Annotated in this window: 15 protein-coding genes; 14 read left to right on the top strand and 1 reads right to left on the bottom strand. The window is 60.0% G+C overall.

The window, feature by feature from the left end:
* Window positions 1-8: 8 nt before the first annotated feature.
* The 14 genes from flhA (at window position 9) to DKW72_RS01625 (ending at window position 14,496) form a co-directional block, all read left to right on the top strand.
* Window positions 9-2,234: a flagellar biosynthesis protein FlhA gene (gene flhA / locus DKW72_RS01560; RefSeq protein ID WP_111640548.1), complete on the top strand. Its 2,226-nt coding sequence runs from the start codon at window positions 9-11 to the stop codon at window positions 2,232-2,234.
* 35 nt (window positions 2,235-2,269) lie between these two features.
* Complete coding sequence (gene flhF / locus DKW72_RS01565) at window positions 2,270-3,601, top strand: flagellar biosynthesis protein FlhF (RefSeq protein ID WP_111640549.1); 1,332 nt, start codon at window positions 2,270-2,272, stop codon at window positions 3,599-3,601.
* A gap of 32 nt (window positions 3,602-3,633) precedes the next feature.
* Window positions 3,634-4,464, top strand: a complete 831-nt coding sequence (locus DKW72_RS01570) for a MinD/ParA family protein (protein ID WP_111640550.1) — start codon at window positions 3,634-3,636, stop codon at window positions 4,462-4,464.
* Window positions 4,465-4,541: 77 nt separating this feature from the next.
* Window positions 4,542-5,264 carry an RNA polymerase sigma factor FliA gene (locus DKW72_RS01575; RefSeq protein ID WP_269777867.1) on the top strand — a complete coding sequence of 241 codons (723 nt, stop codon included), beginning with the start codon at window positions 4,542-4,544 and terminating at the stop codon, window positions 5,262-5,264.
* 148 nt (window positions 5,265-5,412) lie between these two features.
* Window positions 5,413-5,793 (top strand): chemotaxis response regulator CheY, encoded by a 381-nt coding sequence (gene cheY / locus DKW72_RS01580; RefSeq protein ID WP_111640552.1) that lies wholly within the window; start codon window positions 5,413-5,415, stop codon window positions 5,791-5,793.
* A 66-nt stretch (window positions 5,794-5,859) separates the two neighbouring features.
* The gene (locus DKW72_RS01585; protein ID WP_111640553.1) at window positions 5,860-6,660 is read left to right on the top strand and encodes a protein phosphatase CheZ; all 801 of its coding nucleotides are present in this window, start codon (window positions 5,860-5,862) and stop codon (window positions 6,658-6,660) included.
* An 11-nt stretch (window positions 6,661-6,671) separates the two neighbouring features.
* Window positions 6,672-8,888 (top strand): chemotaxis protein CheA, encoded by a 2,217-nt coding sequence (locus DKW72_RS01590; protein ID WP_111640554.1) that lies wholly within the window; start codon window positions 6,672-6,674, stop codon window positions 8,886-8,888.
* A 64-nt stretch (window positions 8,889-8,952) separates the two neighbouring features.
* The gene (locus DKW72_RS01595) at window positions 8,953-10,038 is read left to right on the top strand and encodes a protein-glutamate methylesterase/protein-glutamine glutaminase (protein WP_111640555.1); all 1,086 of its coding nucleotides are present in this window, start codon (window positions 8,953-8,955) and stop codon (window positions 10,036-10,038) included.
* A complete protein-coding gene (locus DKW72_RS01600; RefSeq protein ID WP_111640556.1) occupies window positions 10,038-10,787 on the top strand; it encodes a flagellar motor protein in 750 nt (249 codons plus the stop codon). The genes DKW72_RS01595 and DKW72_RS01600 overlap by 1 nt, the downstream gene beginning before the upstream one ends.
* Window positions 10,788-10,790: 3 nt before the next feature.
* A complete protein-coding gene (motD, locus tag DKW72_RS01605) occupies window positions 10,791-11,747 on the top strand; it encodes a flagellar motor protein MotD (protein ID WP_111640557.1) in 957 nt (318 codons plus the stop codon).
* A 122-nt stretch (window positions 11,748-11,869) separates the two neighbouring features.
* Window positions 11,870-12,673 carry a ParA family protein gene (locus DKW72_RS01610; protein WP_111640558.1) on the top strand — a complete coding sequence of 268 codons (804 nt, stop codon included), beginning with the start codon at window positions 11,870-11,872 and terminating at the stop codon, window positions 12,671-12,673.
* Complete coding sequence (locus DKW72_RS01615; protein ID WP_232522277.1) at window positions 12,670-13,521, top strand: chemotaxis protein CheW; 852 nt, start codon at window positions 12,670-12,672, stop codon at window positions 13,519-13,521. The genes DKW72_RS01610 and DKW72_RS01615 overlap by 4 nt, the downstream gene beginning before the upstream one ends.
* Window positions 13,522-13,601: 80 nt before the next feature.
* Window positions 13,602-14,087, top strand: coding sequence for a chemotaxis protein CheW (locus DKW72_RS01620; RefSeq protein ID WP_111640560.1), 486 nt, complete (start codon window positions 13,602-13,604; stop codon window positions 14,085-14,087).
* Window positions 14,088-14,106: 19 nt separating this feature from the next.
* The gene (locus tag DKW72_RS01625; protein WP_111640561.1) at window positions 14,107-14,496 is read left to right on the top strand and encodes a DUF2802 domain-containing protein; all 390 of its coding nucleotides are present in this window, start codon (window positions 14,107-14,109) and stop codon (window positions 14,494-14,496) included.
* A gap of 64 nt (window positions 14,497-14,560) precedes the next feature.
* Here DKW72_RS01625 and DKW72_RS01630 read toward each other — a convergent pair whose 3' ends face one another.
* The gene (locus DKW72_RS01630; protein ID WP_111640562.1) at window positions 14,561-15,307 is read right to left on the bottom strand and encodes a YciK family oxidoreductase; all 747 of its coding nucleotides are present in this window, start codon (window positions 15,305-15,307) and stop codon (window positions 14,561-14,563) included.
* Between the last annotated feature and the right edge of the window lie 4 nt (window positions 15,308-15,311).

Here is a 15,311-nt window from a genome sequence, read left to right on the forward strand (position 1 = left end):
AATCGACTATGCCACTACCGTCCTTCAGCAGCCTGGCCTCGACCGATCCCAAGATGGTGTGGCTCAAACTCCGCAATGCGGGGCGTGGCAACCTGGGTATTCCGGCGCTGCTGCTGATGTTGCTGGCGATGGTGATTCTGCCCATCCCGCCGTTTCTGCTTGATGTCTTTTTCACCTTCAACATCGCACTCGCCATTGTCGTGCTGCTGGTGGGCGTCTACTCCATGCGCCCCCTGGACTTCGCGTCCTTTCCGACCATCCTGTTGATTGCGACCCTTTTGCGCCTGGCGCTCAACGTCGCTTCGACCCGGGTGGTATTGCTCAATGGCCATGAGGGGGGGGCGGCAGCCGGGAAGGTGATTCAGGCTTTTGGCGAGGTGGTCATCGGCGGCAACTACGCCGTGGGTTTTATCGTCTTTCTGATTCTGATGATCATCAACTTCGTGGTGGTTACCAAGGGCGCCGGGCGTATTGCTGAAGTCAGTGCGCGCTTTACCCTGGACGCCATGCCCGGTAAACAGATGGCCATTGATGCCGACCTCAATGCCGGCCTGATCGACCAGGACGAAGCGCGTACTCGGCGCAAGGACGTGGCCAGTGAGGCGGATTTTTACGGGGCGATGGACGGTGCCAGTAAATTTGTGCGCGGCGATGCAGTGGCCGGGATCCTGATTCTCGCCATCAATATTCTCGGCGGGCTCGGGATCGGCATGATCCAGCACGATCTGGAATTTGCGGTCGCCATGCAAAACTATATTCTGCTGACTATCGGTGACGGCTTGGTAGCGCAGGTGCCATCACTGCTGTTGTCGACCTCGGCCGCGATTCTGGTTACCCGGGTCAATACCAAGCAGGACATGCGCCAGCAGGTCATGACCCAGATGTTTGATTCCCCCCGGGCCCTGGCTGTGGCCGCGGGCATCCTCTTCGTCACGGGCACCATTCCCGGAATGCCACACTTGGCGTTCCTGGGGCTCGGCGCTTTGTGCGGTGCTTTGGCTTACTACATTTATTGGCGCAAGCAGCAGCCCTTGCTGGTGGACGATGAGCGCGACTATATCCCCTCGAGTGGGCGGTCCTCAGGCGTAGCCCCGGAGCCAGCACCAACGGCCGGTGGCGACAGCCCACCGCCGAGCCGACCGCGCCCGTCGTTGCCCCCGGCCGAAGAGAGTCGGGAGCTGGGTTGGGACGATGTTCAGCCAGTGGATGTGATCGGGCTGGAAGTGGGATACCGCCTGATACCGATGGTGGACCGGTCTCAAGGTGGGGAGTTGTTGGGGCGGATCAAAGGTGTGCGCAAGAAGCTGTCTCAGGAGATGGGTTTTCTGGTGCCCTCGGTCCATATTCGGGACAACCTGGAATTGCTGCCCAACGGTTACCGGATCAGCCTGATGGGTGTTGCCGTGGGCGAAGCTGAGGTCTACCCGGACCGGGATCTGGCCATTAACCCGGGGCAGGTGTTTGGCGAGCTCGATGGCATCAAAACCAAAGACCCGGCATTTGGCCTGGACGCGGTCTGGATCACGGCGGGTGACAAAGAGCAGGCGCAGACCCTTGGTTACACCGTGGTCGACCCCAGCACCGTGGTGGCCACGCACCTGAACCAGATACTCCAGCAGCATACGCACGAGTTGCTCGGTCATGAGGATGTTCAAAAGTTGCTGGATATGTTGGCCAAGAACTCCCCCAAACTGGTCGAAGAGCTGGTGCCCAATACGCTGACTCTGAACCAGCTTCTCAAGGTATTGCAGAATCTTCTGCAAGAGCAGGTGCCGGTGCGCGATATGCGCTCGATCGCGGAAGCCTTGGCGGCCGGCGCTGGCAAGAGTCAAGATATTGCCACTCTCACGGCCCTGGCGCGCCAGGGGTTGGCTCGCCAAATTGTCCAGAACATCGTGGGTTCCGACCCGAATATCCCCGTGATCACCCTGGATCCGAAACTGGAACAGATATTGCTGGGTAGTGTTCAGCAGGCACAAAAATCTGGCGCGGAAGACAGCGCCTTTATCGAGCCCGGTTTGGCCGAACGCCTGCAGAAATCCCTGGCGGAAGCGGCCCAGAAACAGGAATTGGCGGGCAAGCCCCAGGTGCTCTTGGTCGCGGGCCCACTGCGCATGATGCTCGCGCGCTTTGCCCGCCACAGCGCACCGGATATGCGGGTGCTGGGATACAACGAAATTCCGGATAGCAAACAGATCACCATCGACGCCACTGTGGGCGCTGATAACAGCTGAGAGGCCCCAGAGGCCGGGCCTTGAGGAGAATGACTATGCAGGTTAAACGTTTTGTCGCTGCCGATATGCGCCGGGCCCTGGAACTGGTGCGTCAGGAACTGGGCTCAGACGCCATTATCCTGTCGAGCAAACGCACGCCCGAGGGGGTCGAGTTGGTCACCACTTTGGCGGCCGACACCGACCATGATCCCCTGGGTATTGGCGCGCGCGCGCCGGTTCCTGAGGCCGAGCCCCGCGCTGGGTCTGGCACGGGTTTGCCTGGTGGCAAAACCGGGCGTCAAATAGCCGACGATATTGAACAGGCGAGTCAGCGCCTGGCCGCGACGCGCGCTGCGGAAGCGTCAGCGCGCGAGCATTTGCTGGGGCAGGGCCCCGGGCGCGCTGAACCTGCGCGCAGGGCGCCTGTGGACCCGACGCCGGTACGCTACGCGGCGGAGCCTGCGAATCAGAACAACGCACAGCTGAATGAGCTGCAGGCCGAGTTGGCGGACATGCGCCTGCTGCTCGAGCAACAATTGCACCATTTGGCCGGTGACCGCAAGCTGACTGGCTCGCCGGTGCTGGACAGCGTTGGCCGTCGGCTCGAGCGGGTCGGCCTGCCAACCGAGGCGATTGCCGCGGTTTTGGGTGGCTGCAAACCCAGTCGTACGCTGGCATCAGCCTGGCCAGAGGCGCTCGCGCAGTGGTCGCGCGAGCTGCCGGTGGCCGGCCGGGATGTTACCGCCAATGGCGGCGTTTTCGCCTTTGTCGGGGCGACAGGCGCCGGTAAAACTACTACTATTGGGAAACTGGCGGCTCGCTATGTCCTGGAACACGGTGCTGACAAAGTCGCGTTGGTGACCATGGACAACTACCGTATCGCCGGTCATGATCAGCTGCGCTCCATGGCACGTATTCTGAAAGTGCCGGTGCGGGTGGTCGACGAACACAACAGTCTGGCCGGGGTGTTGCACAGCCTGCGCCGGTGCGAATTGGTACTCATCGACACGGCGGGCTTTCGCCACGGTGACCCCAAGCTCAAGGCACAGTTGAGTGAGCTGGCGGAACAGACTCAGGTACGCAGTTACCTGGTGATGGCCAGTAACAGTCAGGCCCAGATGCTCAAGGCGGCGATTCACGCTTACGCCAGTGCCAGCCTGCGTGGCTGTATTCTGACCAAGCTGGATGAAACCGCCAGTCTGGGTGAGGCGCTCGGTGTGGTCATGCACAGTGACCTGCCGATCGCTTATACCACCGACGGGCAGGACATCCCGCAAGATATTGAAGTGGCGCGTGCGCACACCCTGGTGGCACGCGCTGCAGCGCTGCTCAGTCAGCAGCAGGTACCGCTCCGAGAGGCGGGCGCCGAGCGCGGTCTGGTCCGCTAACGGCATTTATTGGCAGTGGAGTATAACCATCAATGAGCCAAGTACGTCCGATACAAGTAATAGCCGTGTCCGGTGGCAAGGGCGGTGTGGGAAAAAGCAACATTTCGGTCAACCTCAGCATTGCTCTGGCGGGACTACGCCGTCGGGTTGTACTGATGGACGCCGACTTGGGCTTGGCCAATGTTGATGTTCTTCTGGGGGTCAAGGCGCGCCATAATATCATGGACGTCCTTGAGCACGGGATGAGCCTGAGTGAGATTCTGGTCCCCGGCCCAGGTGGCATTCGGATTGTCCCGGCGGCCTCCGGTGTGCAGCGGCTATCGGCCCTGAGCAACCGTGAGCATGCGGGGCTGATCAACGCCTTCAATGACCTGAGCGACCAGATGGATGTGCTGGTCATCGATACGGCCGCCGGGATATCCGAGACCGTCATCAGCTTTGTGCGCGCCTCCAACGAAGTGATTGTAGTGGTGTGCGACGAACCCTCCTCCATTACCGATGCCTACGCCCTGATCAAGGTGCTCAGCACTGAGCACGGTATGCAGCGCTTTCGCGTCGTGGCCAACATGACCCGCACGAAAAATGAAGGCCAGGCGCTGTTTAACAAGTTGAGCAGTGTCTGTGACCGTTTTCTGGATGTGACCCTGCAGTACGTCGGCGGTGTGCCCTTTGACGAGAATGTGCGCAAAGCTGTACAGCGCCAGCGAGCGCTGATTGATTATGCCCCCCAGAGCAAGGCCGCACAGGCCATGCGTGCGCTGGCCGAAGAGGTGGTGCGTTGGCCACTGCCGGCAGGGCCCTCGGGACGATTGGAATTTTTTGTCGAGCGCCTACTGGATGTGGCCAACGCCCCCAAGGCCTGATCGGTTTTGGGGAGCGTCTATACTGACAGCAATAACAGGCAGGTGTGTTGACAATGGCCGCAGCAGATAGGTTAGCCATGTACGACAAAACACAACAGTCAAGCCCGGGTATTCGGGTCGAGGACTACGCACCGCTGGTGAAGCGTATCGCTCACCACATGATGTTGCGTATGCCGGCCTGTGTGCAGGTCGATGACCTGATCCAGGCCGGGATGATCGGCCTGCTGGAAGCCGCTCAAAAGTACGATGCCTCCCGCGGCGCCAGCTTTGAGACTTACGCCGGTATCCGTATTCGCGGCGCCATCGTCGATGAGATGCGTCGGGGAGATTGGGCCCCGCGTTCAGTGCATCGCAACGCCCGGCGTATTGCCAAGGCCATCAATACGGTCGAGGCCCGCTCGGGGCGCGACGCCCAGGATGCCGAGGTGGCTGACGAGCTGGGTGTGGCGCTGGACGAGTATTTCTCCATGATTCAGGATGCCAATGCCAGCCGCCTGTTCAGCTATGAAGAAACCTTCGGCGACGATGCCAGCCACGTCGACCGTGGCGAAACTCTCACGCAGCACGCCAACCCTTTTGAGGGAATCCAGCGCGATGCCCTAAAGCAATCGCTCGCGCAGGCGATAACCCAATTACCGGAGCGGGAGCGCTTGGTGTTGGCCCTCTACTACGACGAAGAGCTCAACCTCAAGGAAATCGGACAGGTTCTGGGGGTCAGTGAGTCCCGCGTCAGCCAGATTCACAGCCAGGCGGCCGCACGCCTGCGCACCCGGCTCGCCGATTGGCGCGGCAACCAATAACCTCAAAAGCCCCTCCAGGGGCGTCAGCAGGATTGACGCGGCGCGCAATTGTGGTACTTTGCGGGGCTGGCCAACCCGGGTTGGCATCGATTGAGACGATTACTAAGACACGTTAGAGAATGCCCGCCTAGGGTAGACGGAGGTTGCATTGGATAAGAACATGAAGATCCTCATTGTCGATGATTTCTCGACAATGCGACGGATTATCAAAAACCTGTTGCGCGACTTGGGCTTTTCCAATACCCATGAGGCCGACGATGGCGTGACGGCAATGCCGATGCTCAAAAGCGGTAATTTCGATTTTCTGATTACCGACTGGAACATGCCGGGGATGACCGGGATTGATCTGCTCCGCGCCGTGCGGGCCGACGAAAAGCTGGCGACGCTGCCGGTTTTGATGGTCACCGCCGAGGCCAAGCGTGACCAGATTATCGAAGCGGCTCAGGCCGGGGTCAACGGTTATGTGGTCAAGCCCTTCACCGCCCAGGCGCTCAAGGAAAAAATCGAAAAGATTTTCGAGCGGGTCTGAATAACAAACCGGCGCGTCATCTGTTGTTGACAGGTGCCGATCCGCTACAGCACACAAGGCATGGCAATGACTTCAGAAACTCAGCGCTTGCACAACCATGAGTTTGTCGAAGAACTCAAAGAGGTTGCCCAGGTCCTGGTCGACAAGCTGCAGGGCGATCACTACGAAGAAGCCTCCCAGCTTATCAACGCGATGATCGAAGCGCGCAATAACCATATTTTCCAGTCTGTCGGGCGTCTGACACGCGGGCTACACAATGCCATCGTCAATTTTCACGTCGATGGCGATTTGAATGGAAATCCGCCTCAAATCAACGATTCCGGCATCCGTGACGCCTCCAATCGCCTCAACTACGTCATTGATCTCACCCAGCAAGCCGCCGAAAAGACCATGGATATGGTGGACGAGTCGGCGCCGATCGCCATGAACCTGGGCCAGGAGGCCGCGTCCCTGCACGAGGAGTGGGGCAGGCTCAAGCGCCGGGAAATGAGCGCCGACGAGTTTCGTGGACTCTATGACCGTATGGATGACTTTTTGGGTCAGATGGTCACCGGCACCGAGCAGCTCAATCAAAACCTGCAGGGCATCATTCTCGAGCAGGGTTTTCAGGATTTGACCGGCCAGGTTCTCAAGCGGGTGATCGGCCTGATCAGCGATGTTGAGGAGGACCTGGTAAGCCTGGTACGCATTGCCAGCCAGGTGGAAGAGATTACAGGTTTGAGCAGCGGTGCCGATAAAGACACTGAGGCGCTGAACGAGCGCAGAAAAACAGAGGCGGAAGGCCCGTTGATGAACGCTGAAGCGCGTTCCGATGTGGTCTCTGGCCAGGATGAAGTGGACGACTTGCTGTCGAGTCTCGGGTTTTAGGGGTAGCGTGAATGGGTTTCGGTGACGACGAAGACATCCTCCAGGATTTTCTGGTTGAAGCGGGGGAGATTCTCGAAAAGCTCTCTGAGCAGCTGGTCGACCTCGAGCAGCGCCCGGATGACGCCGACCTGTTGAATGCGATTTTCCGGGGGTTTCACACCGTTAAAGGCGGCGCTGGTTTTCTCCAGGTCACGCCTATGGTGGAATGTTGCCATGTCACCGAGAACCTGTTCGACAAGTTGCGCAATGGGGAGCTGAAAGTCTCCCCGGCGATGACGGACGTGGTCCTCAGCGCGCTCGACGCGGTAAACCAGCAATTTGACGCCCTGTCCCAGCGCGTTGAGCCGGAACCCGCCGATCCCGAGTTGATTGCCAGCCTCGAGCGCCTGGTGGCGGGCGGTTCGGTGACCCCTGTGGCCGAGCAAGCGCCAGGGCCGAGCGCCTCCCCCCCCTCCAGCGCCGGAGGGGGTACTATCGGTGGCGGTGACATTACCGACGATGAATTTGAGCAACTGCTCGATGCGATCGGCGTCGATGCCGACCCGCAGTCCTCCCCCGCGCCCAACAAGCCGGCTCAGCCCCCTGCCGGCAGCAGTGGCGATGATATCAGTGACGATGAGTTTGAAGCACTGCTCGACGAGCTGCACGGCAAGGGCAAAGGCCCAGGTGCATCGACTCCGTCGGCGGCTGCCGATACTGACAGTACCAGCGGAGATATTTCCGACGATGAGTTTGAGGCACTGCTGGACGAGCTGCACGGCAAAGGCAAGGCGCCAGGTGTAGCGAACACAAAAGCCGAGAGTTCATCGAGTAGCGCCGGTGATGGGATCAGCGACGACGAGTTCGAACACTTGCTGGATCAGCTGCACGGCAAGGGCAAAGGCCCGAGTGCCTCATCGGCGCCCGAAGGCGGGGCGGTTGAACCCGAGGCGCCCAAGGCGCCGGCGGCGGAGCCCCAGGCCGCCAAGCCCGAGCCGGCCTCTGCGCCTGTGCCTGCGCCCAAAGCTGCGCCCGCGAAGGCGCCCGAGCGCGAAGCACCGGTTGAAACCACCGTGCGTGTCGACACCCAGCGTCTCGACGACATTATGAATATGGTGGGCGAGCTGGTACTGGTGCGCAACCGCCTGGTGCGCCTGGGTCTGGATTCGCAGGATGAAGCGCTTTCCAAAGCCGTGGCCAACCTGGATGTGGTGACGGGAGATCTTCAGACGTCGGTGATGAAGACCCGTATGCAGCCCATCAAGAAAGTGTTTGGTCGCTTTCCGCGTGTGGTGCGCGACCTGGCGCGCAAGCTCAACAAAGAGATCAATCTGGAACTGGTGGGTGAAGAGACCGACCTGGATAAAAATCTGGTCGAGGCGCTGGCCGACCCTTTGGTCCACTTGGTGCGCAATGCGGTTGACCACGGTATCGAAACTCCGGAAGAGCGCGAAGCCAAAGGCAAGCCACGCACCGGCCGGGTGGTGCTTGCGGCCGAGCAGGAAGGGGACCATATTCTCCTGTCGATCACCGATGACGGCGCGGGAATGGATGCGCACAAACTGCGCGCAATTGCCGTTGAAAAGGGGTTGATGGATGCGGATGCGGCGGCGCGTCTGAGCGACAGTGAGGCCTACAACCTGATTTTTGCCCCGGGCTTTTCCACCAAAAAAGAGATTTCCGATGTCTCCGGTCGCGGTGTCGGTATGGATGTGGTGAAGACCAAAATCACTCAGCTCAATGGCACCCTGGAAATTCAATCGACCCTCGGCGAAGGTTCGCGCCTGAATATCAAGGTGCCCCTGACGCTCGCGATCATGCCGACGCTGATGATCATGCTTGCCGATCAGGCATTCGCGCTACCGCTGTCGAGCGTCAACGAAATCTTCTACATGGACCTGCGCAAAACCCATGTAGTTGACGGCCAGGAGTGCGTCACCATTCGCGATCGCGCGATTCCTGTTTTTCACCTCAAGGAATGGCTGACCCCGGCCACCCGAGCCGACCGGCAAGAGGAAGCGCACATTGTGATTGTGGCTGTGGGCACGCTGACGATCGGCTTTGTGGTCGATCAGCTCGTTGGTCAGGAAGAGGTGGTCATCAAACCTCTGGGCAAAATGCTGCAGGGGACACCGGGCATGGCGGGTGCTACCATTACCGGTGACGGCACCATTGCGCTGATTCTGGATGTGCCCGGGCTGCTCAAGCGCTATGCCCGCGGTGCAGGCAGTTCCTGGGGACACCGCTAGCCGACCGTCTGAGTTCTGACGCCCATGCGGGCATGCTACCGATGTAACTTTGGAGAAAGGTTCAATGCCATTTAGGGTGTTAGTTGTCGATGATTCCAATTTTTTTCAGCAACGCCTGAAGGAAATTATCAATCAGCACCCGGAACTTGAGGTTATCGGCGTTGCCAGCAATGGGCGCGACGCGGTAGAGATGGCGACTCGCCTCAAACCCGATATCATCACTATGGACTTCGAGATGCCGGTGATGGACGGCGTCACCGCCGTGCGCCACATTATGCGCGACCGGCCCACACCCATTCTGATGTTGTCCTCGCTCACCTATGAGGGGGCACGGGTAACGCTGGATGCGCTGGCCGCCGGCGCCACCGATTTTATGGCCAAGGATTTTGCCGAAATATCCCGCAGTGCGAATTCGCTGTCAGCCAAATTGCACGACCGCTTGTTGACCCTGGGCAGGGGCGCTCGCGCCTCGGCCTCGCGCGTGAGCAGCGCCGCACCGTCAACATCTGCCACCCCCGCTCGGCCTGCGCCGACAGCGAGTCCTCGCCCCGCGGCGAGCGATCGCCCGGGCGCCTTGCGTCGACGTTTTCAGCTGTTGGTCATCGGTGCATCTACCGGTGGTCCAGTGGCACTGACTGAGGTGCTCACCAAGCTCCCACGCAACTTTCCGCTGCCCATTGTGCTGGTGCAGCACATGCCTGAGAACTTCACCAAGGCCTTTGCCGAACGTCTGAATCGCCAATCCGAGATTCAGGTGCGCGAGGCTGTGGATGGCGATCGGCTTGAACCCGGGTTGGCGCTTTTGGCGCCCGGGGGCAAACAGTTGATGGTCGAGCGTCGTGCCCAGGGCGTGGTCAAGGTGCTGCCCGATGATGCCCGGGTCAATTACAAACCCAGCCTTGATATCACCTTTGGTTCGGCCGCGAATGCCTACGCCGACAAGGTGCTGGGTGTGGTGCTGACAGGCATGGGTTCTGATGGCTGTAAGGGTGCCGAGATGCTGAAAAAGGCCGGTTCGGTGATCTGGTCCCAGGATGAGGCCACCAGCATCATCTACGGTATGCCGATGGCGGTGGCACGGGCAAACCTGACTGATCAGGTCCTGGCTCTGCCTGATATCGGACCGATGCTCACGCGCGAGGTCATGTAGTGGACAAGCTCAGCATACTCGGGGTCATTATTGGTTTTGGCGCGCTCTTGGGTGGCAATTTTCTCGAGGGCGGGTCGATCTATTCGTTGCTCAATGGCCCGGCGGCGCTGATTGTTATTGGCGGTACTTTGGGTGCGGCGATGTTGCAAACACCGATGACCAGCCTGCGCCGGGCGTTGAGCCTGTTTGTCTGGATATTTCGGCCGCCCGCGAATGCCTTCAAGACAGGCATCGACACACTGGTGCGCTGGTCGATCTTGACTCGGCAAAAGGGACTGCTGGGCCTGGAACACAATGCCGAGACCGAACCGGATGTTTTTGCGCGCAAAGGGCTGCAACTGATGGTCGATGGCAGTGAGCCGGAAGTGATTCGACGCATTATGGAAAACGAGTTGATTCTCGAGGAGCAGCGTGACCTCGATGCGGTGCGCTTTTATGACAGCATGGGCGGTTATGCACCCACGATTGGTATTATCGGCGCGGTCATGGGCCTGATTCACGTAATGAGCAATCTCGACGACCCCGCCGAGCTGGGTTCCGGCATTGCGGTGGCGTTTGTCGCTACCATCTACGGCGTCGGGCTGGCCAACCTGTTGTTGTTGCCCATCGCCAATAAACTGAAAATGTGTATCAACGAGCGTTCCCAGTACCGGGAGTTGATGATTGAGGGCATTATCGCCATCGCCGATGGGGAAAATCCGCGCGCCATCGAAATGAAACTAAACGGTTACTTGCACAAACAGGGGTAGCCTATGCCGCGTCGCCGCCGTCCGCAAGAGCACGATAACCACGAGCGCTGGATGGTGTCCTACGCTGACTTTATCACGTTGCTGTTCGGTTTTTTTGTGGTGATGTATTCCATCTCTCAAGTCAATGAGCATAAGTATCGTGAGCTGTCGACGACGCTGGTGGAAGCGTTCAACCCGGCACGGGCGGCGCGCCTGAGTATCGAGGATATCCCCGCATCGCCTTTTGAGCCGCCAGCGGCCGTGCCCGAGGTTCTGGGTAGCCGCGACCTGGGGGATCTACAGGGACTGGTGGATGCGCTTCACCAGCGTTTTGGCGATCTGATGGATCAGGAACTGCTGTCGGTGTACGCCAATGAGCACTGGCTGCAGATTGAATTGCGTGACAGCATCCTGTTCGGCTCCGGCAGCGCTGCGCCGAGCGAGCGGGCGATTAATATTTTTGCGGATTTGGCCGATATCCTTAAAGCTGTCGATAACCCGGTGCAAGTGGAGGGTTTTACCGATAATGTCCCGATTCGTACCGCGCAGTTCCCCAGCAACTGGGAGTTGTCGGCGGCGCGCGCGAGTGCGGTAGTCAAGCTATTGGCGGACAATGCGATCGCTCCCGAGCGTTTGGCCGCGGTGGGTTACGGGGAATATCAGCCGGTTGCCAGCAATGCCACTGCCGAGGGGCGTGCCCAGAATCGCCGGGTTGCCCTGATGGTGGCTCGACAAAAGATCGAGCGTCCGCGCACAGCACTCGATCCGGAAGGCGCGGATGATGCCGGCCAGGAGGGCTCGGTTGAGCCCGCGCCCACTCCGTCGGAGGTTTTGGGCCCCGGCGGTGATGCTGTCATAGCGCCGGTGCCGCTAGAAGGCGGCGGCCTGCTGTTTTCCAGTGACCCGGATTTGCCCCGGATTCGTCCGCCCGCGGCGGGCGAATCCGGTGATAACGGTGAACGTGATCAGGCCGGGGATTGAGTGTCCAGGCACAGGAGTTGCTTTAGTTCGTAGAGTGCTGATTCCGACAGCAGAAATCTGACGCTGGCGATGAACACTGTGATTACCCCGGTAGCGGGGCCTTTAAACCCGGGAGAGACACCATGCAGGTGTGGGCGATAGCAAATCAGAAGGGCGGGGTGGGTAAAACCACCAGCACCGTATCCCTCGCGGGCTTGGCAGCCGAGCGAGGACAGCGGGTATTGATGTTGGATCTCGACCCCCATGGTTCCCTGAGCAGCTATTTTCGTCAAGATCCCGACGCTGTCGAACAGAGCGTGTATACCTTGTTTGAAGAGCGTGCAAGCCTGACCCCGGCGCGTATCCGTTCGTTGATCCGGCCGACAGGTTTCGACAATCTGGATTTATTGCCATCGTCGTCGGCGTTGGCGACGCTGGAGCGACGTGCGGTGGGGCAGGACGGTATGGGGCTGGTGGTGGCCCGAGCCCTGGCGCAGATTTATGACGACTATGACCAGGTGGTGATCGATACGCCGCCGTTGCTGGGCGTGTTGATGATCAATGCCCTGGCGGCCTCGCGGCAGCTGATTATTCCCGTTCAGACGGAATTTTTGGCCATCAAGGGCCTTGAGCGTATGGTGGCAACCCTGCAGATGATGAGTAAATCCCGGAAGCAGGGTATTGCCTACACCATCGTCCCGGTGATGTACGACCGGCGTACCCAAGCCTCGGTGAGCAGTCTGCTGGCGATTCGCAACGCTCACCCGGACAATGTCTGGCCGGGCAAGGTGCCTGTGGATACCCGGTTTCGAGATGCCAGCAAAGCGGGCGTGCCGCCCCATCTTTATGAGCCGGGCAGTCGAGGTGTCGAGGCTTACCGATCATTGTATAAATGGCTGCAACAGCCCGCCAAGGCGACAAGTCAGGCAGCGGGAGGCATCCGTTGAGCGACAACCGCTATTCCGAGCCCCTGCTGCAGACCTACCTGGACGAATTGCTCACCGACGCGCCGCCGGACGAGAGCGAGCCGCTCCTGGCGCAGCGGGAGCAACTCCAGAAGCTTCTGTTTAGCGCTCGCCCGGGCCTGCGGGTGCCTGCACCGGAGCTCTCCCCGGCGCCGGAGGCACCGCCTGAGGTGATCCCGAAGGTCAAGGAAATCGTTCCTGAGCCGACAACGGTTTATGTGCCGCCGGTAGCGCCGAAATCTGTGCCGCGAGCACCGGTTTCCGTGCCCGCTCCGCCCGAGGTGGCGGCAGCGCAGGAGCCGATCCTCGAGCGCTCAGAGGCCCTGGCCGAAGTGGCGGTCGAGGGAGTGGATTGGCTCGAAAACGGTCGCCCCCCATGGGCGCAACGGGATTTCGATGTGCTCCTGTTCGACGTCAGTGGGTTGACACTGGCCGTGCCCCTGGTGGCGCTCGGGCAAATTCAGCCGATCACCGACGAGCTGACCCCTTTGTTCGGACAGGCGGAATGGTTTATGGGTTTGCAGCCAACCCCGGCAGGCAAGGTGCGCACGGTCAATACCGCGCGTTTCGTGATGCCCGAGCGCTATGATGAACGCTTTGAGGAAACCGCCAAATACGTGGTGTCCATCAATGGCGTCCCCTGGGGATTAGCGGTAGACTCTGTGAAACAGCCTATCCGCCTGGCGCCCGAGGATGTGAAGTGGCGCAGCGAGCGCAGTAAGCGCCCATGGCTGGCCGGTACGGTCAAAGCCCACATGTGTGCGCTCCTGGATATTCCGCGTATCGGCCACCTGCTGACCCAGGCCGATCGCAATACGAAGCGGGCCTGAGTGCCAACAGCAGTCAGGTGTAAAAACGTCCCGACATATCAGGGTGCCCCTGAGAGGCATCGGCAATTGAGGAAGAGTCAATGGCAAGTCATACCCCCCAACAGGTGAGCGCAGACGATCCGGTCTTACAGTGGGTTACCTTCCGTCTGGACGGTGAAACTTACGGCATTAACGTGATGCAGGTGCAGGAAGTCTTGCGCTATAGCGAAATCGCCCCGGTGCCCGGTGCGCCTTCTTATGTTTTGGGTATTATCAATCTACGGGGCAACGTGGTGACCGTGATCGACACCCGACACCGTTTTGCCTTGCCGCCGGGCGAGATTACCGACTCGACCCGTATCGTGATCATCGAAACTGACCGGCACGTGATAGGCATTCTTGTGGACAGTGTCTCGGAAGTGGTTTACCTGAATCAGTCCGAAATTGAAACGGCTCCCAACGTCGGCAATGATGAGAGCGCCAAGTTTATTCAGGGTGTGTGCCACAAAAATGACGAACTGTTGATTCTGATCGACCTTAACAAGCTGCTGAGTTCGGACGAGTGGGTCGAGCTGGAAGATATCTGATCAACACCGGGGCGAGTGTATGTTGACGGGCGGTGAATGGGTCTTGGCCCTGTGTCTGCTGGTAAGTGGGGTAGCGCTGATTTTGGCAGTGCTGGCTTTGGCGCAGGCGCGCCGCCAGGCCCAGGCTACCCAGCGGGTCTATGATCGTCTGGGGCGGGAGCTGGCCCTGGCGAATAGCGGTGCCATGGGCATGGGGCAGCGTTTGCTTTCACTGGAGCGCAAGCTACAGGAGGCGGCTCAGCAGGCGGGCGAGGACAGTGCCCACGGCGATTACGATATGCCTTACTCACAAGCCGCCGGGCTGTTTGAAGCGGGAGTCGAGCCGGAAGAGGTCGCCCGGCGTTGCGGTCTATCGCGCGGAGAAGCCTCTCTGATGGCCATGATGCACCGAGCCCGCAAACCCGGCTAACACCCTGCCTTCCGCCGGTCGGATTGGCGCAAAGCGCGCAATCCGACAATCGGCCCCCATTCAACTAACCCTTAAACTGCCGCCCCGTCTCCTCCAGCGAATCATCCCCCATCAAATACAGATACAGCGGCATCAGCGCCTCTGGCGGTTTGATCGAACCCGGATCTTCGGCTGGGTAGGCCGCCGCGCGCATGCGGGTGCGGGTGGCACCCGGATTGACGCTGTTGGCACGAATCCGGGTGGCATCGGCAAGTTCGTCGGCCAGGGTTTGCATCAGGTTTTCCAAGGCAGCCTTGGAGGCCGCGTAGGCGCCCCAGTGTGCACGCCCCTCAAGGCCAACGGATGAGCCGGTAAAAAGCAACGATGCATTGTTGCTGCGCTCCAGCAGCGGCAAGAGCGCACGGGTCAGCATGAAGGGTGCATTGACGTTGATCTGCATAACCTGCAGCCAGGAGTCGGCCGGGTAGTTGCCGATGGGCGTGCGCGGCCCCAGGATACTGGCATTGTGCAGAATGCCATCGAGCTTCCCGAATTCCTGTTCGAGCGTGTCGCACATGTCGTTGTAGTCTTTCTCGGCGGCGCCTTCGAGGTTCATCGGGTAGATGGCCGGTTGCGGGCCGCCGGCGGCCTCAATCTCGTCGTATACCTTTTCCAATTTTCCCAGCGTGCGTCCCAGCAGGATTACGGTGGCGCCGTGGGCGGCGAAGGTCTTGGCGGCTACGCGGCCGATGCCGTCGCCCGCGCCGGTCACCAAGATTGCTTTGTCGTTCAGCAGATCGGTGGCCGGTTGGTAATTGTCCGGAAAACTCATAAGC

The sequence above is a fragment of the Marinimicrobium alkaliphilum genome (genome assembly GCF_003259155.1).
In the GTDB taxonomy this organism is placed as follows: domain Bacteria; phylum Pseudomonadota; class Gammaproteobacteria; order Pseudomonadales; family Cellvibrionaceae; genus Marinimicrobium_A; species Marinimicrobium_A alkaliphilum.